The 7,601-nt window shown below is 42.0% G+C and carries 6 protein-coding genes and 2 pseudogenes; 1 reads left to right on the plus strand and 7 read right to left on the minus strand.

What is annotated here, in order from left to right; all coding sequences use genetic code 11:
* Window positions 1-68 precede the first annotated feature (68 nt).
* From F6K37_RS27440 to F6K37_RS27460, 5 genes are all read right to left on the minus strand, one after another.
* Complete coding sequence (locus F6K37_RS27440) at window positions 69-1,139, minus strand: NAD-dependent epimerase/dehydratase family protein (RefSeq protein WP_009149822.1); 1,071 nt, start codon at window positions 1,137-1,139, stop codon at window positions 69-71.
* Window positions 1,140-1,222: 83 nt separating this feature from the next.
* Window positions 1,223-1,366 (minus strand): hypothetical protein, encoded by a 144-nt coding sequence (locus tag F6K37_RS27445; RefSeq protein ID WP_287253564.1) that lies wholly within the window; start codon window positions 1,364-1,366, stop codon window positions 1,223-1,225.
* A 418-nt stretch (window positions 1,367-1,784) separates the two neighbouring features.
* Window positions 1,785-2,942 carry a nucleotidyltransferase domain-containing protein gene (locus F6K37_RS27450; RefSeq protein ID WP_009149821.1) on the minus strand — a complete coding sequence of 386 codons (1,158 nt, stop codon included), beginning with the start codon at window positions 2,940-2,942 and terminating at the stop codon, window positions 1,785-1,787.
* A 282-nt stretch (window positions 2,943-3,224) separates the two neighbouring features.
* Window positions 3,225-5,120 (minus strand): ABC transporter ATP-binding protein, encoded by a 1,896-nt coding sequence (locus tag F6K37_RS27455; RefSeq protein WP_287253566.1) that lies wholly within the window; start codon window positions 5,118-5,120, stop codon window positions 3,225-3,227.
* 217 nt (window positions 5,121-5,337) lie between these two features.
* Complete coding sequence (locus tag F6K37_RS27460; RefSeq protein ID WP_009149819.1) at window positions 5,338-6,195, minus strand: hypothetical protein; 858 nt, start codon at window positions 6,193-6,195, stop codon at window positions 5,338-5,340.
* A gap of 424 nt (window positions 6,196-6,619) precedes the next feature.
* Between F6K37_RS27460 and F6K37_RS27465 the strand changes: the two are divergent.
* A pseudogene (locus F6K37_RS27465) lies at window positions 6,620-6,972 on the plus strand (hypothetical protein); the annotation flags it as partial.
* A gap of 106 nt (window positions 6,973-7,078) precedes the next feature.
* Here F6K37_RS27465 and F6K37_RS27470 read toward each other — a convergent pair.
* Complete coding sequence (locus tag F6K37_RS27470; RefSeq protein WP_009149818.1) at window positions 7,079-7,237, minus strand: lasso peptide; 159 nt, start codon at window positions 7,235-7,237, stop codon at window positions 7,079-7,081.
* A 75-nt stretch (window positions 7,238-7,312) separates the two neighbouring features.
* Window positions 7,313-7,601 (minus strand): annotated as a pseudogene (locus tag F6K37_RS27475) (lasso peptide isopeptide bond-forming cyclase); the annotation flags it as partial.

Here is a 7,601-nt window from a genome sequence, read left to right on the forward strand (position 1 = left end):
TGCCTCTTGCCTTTTGCCTTTTGCCCCAAGAAGTGTGTTTACAACCCAGATACAAACACTATATATACTCAAACGGTTACGGCTGATTTAGCCAAACGAGCTTGCCAAGATTCCACAATTTGCTGAATTGTTTCTTCCAAGGACACGGAAATATCCCAACTGGGGTAATGCTCGCGCATCTTACTCAAATCGGAGTAATAGCAAATATGATCGCCAATTCGATTCTCTTGTAGATAGGTATAGTGCATCGCTTTACCACTATACTTCTCTGCCAGCTTAAACGCTTCTAGAATTGAACAGCTATTGCCTTTTCCGCCACCGATGTTATAAACTTCAGCAATTCGAGGTGCTTCGATAAAAGCGTGAATAAACCGCGACACATCCAGAGAGTGGATATTATCCCGTACTTGCTTACCCTTATAGCCAAAAATCTTGTATTCCCGACCTTCGAGATTACACTTGACCAGATAACTGAGGAAACCGTGGAGTTCCACACCGGAATGATTTGGTCCGGTCAGACAACCACCCCGTAAACAAGCTGTGGGCAGATTAAAGTAGCGACCATATTCCTGCACTATCACATCAGCAGCAACTTTCGATGCCCCAAACAAAGAGTGCTTTGATTGATCGATGCTAAAGCTTTCAGGAATGCCGTTGGTGTAAACCCGGTCCTCATAATCCCAACGGGTGTCTAGTTCCTTAAGCTTAATGGTATTGGGGCGATCGCCATACACTTTATTGGTAGACATGTGTACAAAGGGCGACTCTGGACAAGATTGCCTCGCAGCCTCTAGCAAGTTCAAAGTCCCCACTGCGTTGGTATCAAAGTCAGCGAAAGGAATTGCTGCGGCGCGGTCGTGGGAAGGCTGGGCTGCTGTATGTACAATCGCGTCTGGCTTGAGCTGCGCCATTAGGTCTAAAATACCTTTGCGATCGCGTATATCGAATTCATGATGAACAAAGTCTTGAATTGTCTCTTGCAACCGCTGCTGATTCCAGCGTGTATCCCCTTGGGAACCGAAGAAAACAGCCCGTTGATTATTATCAATACCGTGAATTTGCCAACCTTGCTGAGCAAAATAACCACAAACTTCAGACCCAATCAATCCTGAGGAGCCTGTTACCAGTAATTTTTTCATAGAAAAGCTTAATTTTTTAGGTAAATAATTTAGAGTGAAAATCGAGTGTTTATCATAGTAATGAGGTACACATAATTTTTTCCCTATTCCCGACTCCCGACTCCCGACTCCCGACTCCCGACTCCCGACTCCCGACTCCCGACTCCCGACTCCCGACTCCCGACTCCCGACTCCCTAAAACCATAGACACAACATCTCCCCATTACTCCCTTTCCTGGCGTTGACATAAAAACCTTAGAAAAGTAGTATGGGGAGAGACTGAGATCAACAGGACCATCGAAGCCCACTCCTAAACGTAAGGATCTAGATAGTAATAACTAGCTAGTATTTAATTTGAGTTTAGTAGTTTAGTTAATTAAGGTGTAGGTAGCCCCGATTTAAATGTTGATAGTTTTTTATAAACCAATTCGGAAAATAAGCCCTTAGTTAGGTTCCACTTAGTTATTCTTACTAATCGATAGCTTTCAGGAAAATTATGTTAATTGGTAGAAAACGTTTAATCCTTAATTTACGTTTAGTGAATAATTATGGGCTGATCTAGCGTTTCTTATAGCTATGAGGTACACAGGATTTTTTACCTCTTGCCTCTTGCCTCTTGCCTCTTGCCTATTATCTGCTCCCTGCTCCCTGCCTTACTAAGGGGGGTTAGGGGGGATTCCTGCTCCCTTTGTCAAAGTGTTTATTTAGCATAACAAGTACGGAATACCCAAACTTTTGCCTAAATCTTGCTAGTATTATATGAGAAAGGAGTTGTTGATTACTATGGCTTAGCAATAAGGGAGACTCTAACAACATCAATCCCCGCAATAGCATCCCTAATTTTCCCCGGGAACTATAAACATCCTCCTCTGACAAAATATGTCGCCCCACTAGTTTTGCATAAACTCGCACCACCAAGTCCGACTTAATCTTCTGCCAAATGAATGGGGGTAGGGGAGTTGCTAACAAGTCATGAGTTAGACATAGTCCAAACAAAAGTAGTCGTTTTCCTCCCCAAGCAGTGGCACGGGCTAAAACCTTTTCCCAATCTAGATTAGGATAGGCGCGGATCACCTCAGCAATATCACAAACTTTCGATAATTCTTTTTGATGATGATGGGCATCTTTTGCTACCTGAACACACAACACCACTAGCAAGTCTTCCCATGCCAGATGCTCTACGGTCTGGTCCATCAGTTGGATCGGCTGTTTGTCCTGCCACAGGGCCTTAAAATCAAGGCGAAACGGAAAATAGGGTTGAGTCAGATTACGATGTACATCAAGGTTAACTAGAGTCCCCTCATGGACATAATTTTGCGACCAGGAAAAGCTGAAGCTACCCAAATGATACCCTAAAGTTCTCAAAACCTCTTTAATTGATTCAAAATCCTGTTCGCTAACTAGTAAATCTAAATCAACAAACTCCCGCAAAGCTAAATCACCATAGGCTGCTGCTGCTAAAGTAGGCCCTTTATAGGGAATAGCGGCAATACCGCGAGCTTCTAGTTGGGGTAATAGCTTAACCAGGGTTCTAGTAAGAGACAAATTATATAAGGTAATTGAGCGTACCTTAGCTTGCATATATTGCCATAAATCAGAGGGAATTTGAGTGCATTCTAGGTAACTAAGATTTCTAACTAATAAAGGCAGTACTTTCTGCTGCTGTGCCATCCCAACAATCCATAGCCAATCTAAATCCTGCTGGACTAATAGTTGGATCTGATCAACTAGGTCAGGGTCTAATTTAGTACGGGCACAGCACAATAACAGTTTAGCTTCTGGACGGACTAATTGAGGAGCAATACCCAAGCCTGATTTTAGCAATTTTTGTATTTATATTAAATTCAAATTTTTTCAATACCGGTCACTTTGTAGGGTGGGCAAAAACCGTTTGATTGTTTTGAGTATTAATGATTATATTACTTTGCCCACCCTACTTTAATTCGTCTTTGTAGGGTGGGCAAAAACCGTTTGATTGTTTTGAGTATTAATGATTATATTACTTTGCCCACCCTACTTTAATTCTTTACTATTGCCTATTGCCTATTGCCTATTGCCTATTGCCTTAAAGGGATAAGCAATGTCGCTCACTCGTCCTGAGAACTGCTATAACTCAGGGAACTGGAGAAGTTTTTTAGCCTTCAATCGGAGTATTTGTGTAAAACTGAGATGCATGCCCTGGTCTGTTTCCCGTTCGCTACTATACATTTGTGCTTGCCAAGACTCGGCATAAAGCCCTCCCTGAGTGACTAATTCATCGTGACTACCGGACTCGACAATTTTTCCGTCTCGCATCACGTAAATTAAGTCAGCCCGCATCGCCAAAGTAAAGCGATGGGTGATTACAATAGCAGTTTGTCCTTGGGCCAAGATACGAAAACGATTTAACCAGTCCATTTCTGCCCAAGGGTCCATGGCGCTGGTTGGTTCATCTAGGATAATAATCGGAGCTTGTCTAAAAAAAGCTCTTGCTAGTGCTAACCTTTGCCACTCACCACCACTAAGATCCACACCTCCTGGGAAAGATGTTCCTAGCAAGGAATTGTACTCTTGGGGAAGTCGTAAAATTCGCTCGTGAATCCCGGCGGCTTGGGCTGCTGTTTCAACCGCTGGTAAGTTTGCTGATTCTGCTAAATTACCAAAGGTGATATTCTCAGCAGGGGTAGCCACATGACGCAGGGGAAATTGAAACAGTACTGTAATTGCCTTGCGCAGATCTGCTACCGAAAAGTTTTTCAGGTCAACACCATCTAGCTCTACACTGCCGGATTCCGGGTCATAAAAGCGACACAGTAGTTTAGTCAAAGTGGTTTTACCGGCACCGTTATCCCCGACAATCGCCACAATTTTACCTGCGGGAATTGTCAAGTTGAAATTTTCTAGCACCAGGTGTTGACTACCGGGATACTTAAAACTTACCTGTCGAAAGCGAATTCCCTGCTGCAAGGATGAGGGAATAGTTTTAGGCTGAGGCGGATCAACAACCTTAGGCTCTAGATTAAGAAATGCGAAAAGATTGCTAACAAATAGGCTGTTTTTATATATTTCTCCTATATTACCTAGCAAGGATTTCATTAATTCTTGTCCTCGGTTAAAAGCTTGATAAAATAGGGCAACATCTCCCATGGTAATTAATCCTAGGAGCATTTGCTGTCCAATCCAAACTATAGCTCCACTTAACACCAGTAAGGTAATTAAGTTAGCACCAAAGCGTCCTAAACTTCGCTGTTTAATCAGTTGCAGATGTTCTAGGCGCAATCGTTGACGCAAGGTTTGATAAGCAGTGCGAAAATGGGTTCCCAGTCCAAACACACGCACTTCCGCCGCCGCCGCACTATGGGTAAGCACAATCTCATAATACTCCAGCCAACGCCGGTCTAGGGTGGTTTTCTGCCACCATTGATGATGGTGGCGATTGAGACGTAGCACAACGTAAAAACCCGGTAGAGTACCAATTACTATGGCTATCGGTAGCAAGATACCATAGGGTAAAAGAATGGCAATTACCGAAATCAAGGTGATGCTGCTTTGTAGTAAAATCCCCAGGTTTTCCATTAAAGCCAAAGAACGACCTCCAGCCCCACTCCTAGCTCGATTTAGGTAGTCGTGGTATTCTGAGGACTCGTAGCAGGCTAAATCAATGGCTAAGGACTGCTGATGTACTAAATCACTGATGTAATCTTGAACTATTTCTGCTTGGGCGGTGCGCACCCACTCGCTAATCCCTTTGAGGATTTCAGTGAGTAATAATACTCCCCCGAATAAAGCAATAGGTAACATTACCAAGCGAATAGTCTCCGGTTGTAATCCAGCCCCTACAACTGCGACTAGTCTATCCACTAGCGATCGCGTTAAATACAATGTCGCAACAGGTAAACATCCTTGTAATACCAATAAAATCAGCCAAGCAATTGTCCAATGGTGAGCAGATTGCCAAATTAGACTCAGGGTTTTTGGTAAATAGGAAGCTAGTTGAACAGTACTACGTAAATTTGAAATCAAAACTGATTAATTTTTAATTTTTAATTTTTAATTTTGAAAGACTGTTGATCAAGTAAATCTGCTGACAGCGATTAGTGATTGACTATTGGTGGGTTACGGCGGACAGCTATCTTAAAAGGTGAGTTTTATACTATTCGCCGCCTAACCCACCCTACGACTAATTACTGACGGCTGACCGCTGACGGCACCTCAAGCAGCGTGCGCGTAGCGCATATGCTTACAGATGGTTTTCTACCAATGCCAAACTCTTTGGTAATTCCTCTAAACCAGGACGACGCACGAGATAGAAAAACGTAACTTCCTTAAACAAAGCCGCGCACTGCTGCACATGGGCTTTAACAATTTCAGGAGCATTTAAGATTTGGGTTTCCCTGGTGTGACGCACCAAAGCAGCAAACGCCATTTGAGGGTTTACCGGTTTGATACTATGCTCAGAACCATAGGCCAAAATATAAATACGTTTTAAAGGTAAGGGTGTGCTTTGGAAACCCTCCTCAAACCTATAGCGAAGCTTATCAGCACCCACAAAAATAGGAGACAATTGTTCCGGCTTATGTCCTAAAGCATCTACCGTTGGTTGCCACAGTTTGAATTGAGGATAGGCTGGTAACACCATCGGCTGTTGAGCGGTGGTATTCACTGCCATTACATCATCGGTTAAAACCGGATAGTTTTGGCAATGGAAAGCATCTGCCAGGGTTGATTTACCTGCACCAGAGTTTCCCATGAAAGCAATCCCTTTACCATTGATATTCACACAACTAGCATGAAGTACCAATAATCCCCTTTGTCGCAGTACTGCTGCCATAGCAGACCCTACAATTGTCGGGCGTACTACTGAGGGGTCTTGGTCTGTTAAGGGATACACTGTAATTTCTCGACCCTGACAAATCAAGAATTTGCCCACTCCCTCTATGTAGCCAAGGACGCGCTCTTTCTCGTTAATAGTTTCGTGAGATAAGTCTTTTATATCGCCAAAACGGATCATAAGATCTGGCTGTCCTTGGGATGGTAATAATTCCGGTAACCTAATCTCAGAATGGATGCATAAACCAAAGGCACTATAACTGTACATTATTATTTATTGTTTTAATTAACTAATTATGAATCTGAGGTATAGTCATTTTTTTTACCTACTTCCTAGTATGGTGGGCAAACGTTGGCCCACCATAATCAATAAGACAGAGAATTTATTCTCTGTCTTAAACTGTGTTATATCTATGAGCATTAAAGATTGATTGACTTCAATTACTTTGGGTGCATCTCAGTTTTGCCAAAATATCAAAATCATGATATTATTGGAAGTCAACTATTTTTAATAATTACTAAAATTTATGAACTTGAGTCCGGAATAAAAGCAAGAGCTAAAAGAACATTTAAAAGCTGTCGCTCAACTTTTAGATCGCCACACACCCCCAGGAAATAAGCAAAGATTTGAGGATATAGAAACAACCTTAAGAGACTATATCCAAGAAGAAGTTTCCCCCATGAGCGACTGCATCAAGACAGGAGAAAAGTTACTCTGGTCAGGAAAAGTGGCAGAGACTTTAGAGTTATTTAGCGGTGCGACCCCGCGCTTTCTCAAAGCGCTAGGGAACGCGCACCGTGGGGCTTAAAAAAGAAAGTAGCACAAAATTTTTGCAACTATAGAGAAACTCATAAAAATCGAATAATTAACTATGAATACTATCAGATATAGCGAATTATTTCACTAGGTTCAGGAGCAATTGAATCGGGCATTAAGCAAATAGTAATGCGATTTCAAATATCAGGATCACAATGGAATATTAAAAATGTTAATAAGATTCTTTTTTTACGCTGTGCTTACTTAAATGGAATGCTTTATCAATGATGTTTTTACAAAGATGATATGCACCCATTACTTTTTCCTTGTCATCTTAGAGATGACAAGGAAAAAGTTGATCAAACTCTACAAATGAATAATTAATTCAGGTGAGTTAGGGTTGTGTGAAGTCACTGGAACCAGTACTGTTGGTAGTAATAGTTCCCGATGTTAAGATGATAAAGTCTTGATCAGCTGTGACACCTTGAGATAGAGTGATCTCTTCCACGTTACCGTGAATAATGAGATCGGGTTGAGTGTAAGTTTTAGTCATTGACTAATCTCCTGTAGATAATAGAACATTTGGATTTGGTAAATACAACCTGACCCTGTGACCCGTAAATCACTCTCAAACTGTCTTCTGATTTTTAGACAGTTTATTGAGTGCTAGGGTCAAGCTTGCACCCAGCCAAATAGTCATTTTTTCCTGAGACGTTAGATTCTTAGCTGAGATTAATTTTTGATAGGTCTTTTGCACAGTGTTGGTGTTTACATAGTTATTAATGGACTCAAGGGGTGTTCCCATAATCCCTTCCAGTTGGGCGCGATTAAATTCCAGTAAACCATGAACAAAATTGTCACTGAGATCCCCTTTTCCTCCTCTCCACTGTATCACCTCTGGAAGGCTTCCCCTCAAA

This window comes from Moorena sp. SIO4E2, assembly GCF_010671945.1.
Taxonomy (GTDB): Bacteria; Cyanobacteriota; Cyanobacteriia; order Cyanobacteriales; family Coleofasciculaceae; genus Moorena; species Moorena producens.

Bases quoted from the DNA above. Each gene is read 5' to 3' on its own strand.
- F6K37_RS27440 (WP_009149822.1), bottom strand. From the start codon at position 1,139: ATGAAAAAATTACTGGTAACAGGCTCCTCAGGATTGATTGGGTCTGAA.
- F6K37_RS27445 (WP_287253564.1), bottom strand. From the start codon at position 1,366: ATGTCAACGCCAGGAAAGGGAGTAATGGGGAGATGTTGTGTCTATGGT.
- F6K37_RS27460 (WP_009149819.1), bottom strand. From the start codon at position 6,195: ATGTACAGTTATAGTGCCTTTGGTTTATGCATCCATTCTGAGATTAGG.
- F6K37_RS27470 (WP_009149818.1), bottom strand. From the start codon at position 7,237: ATGACTAAAACTTACACTCAACCCGATCTCATTATTCACGGTAACGTG.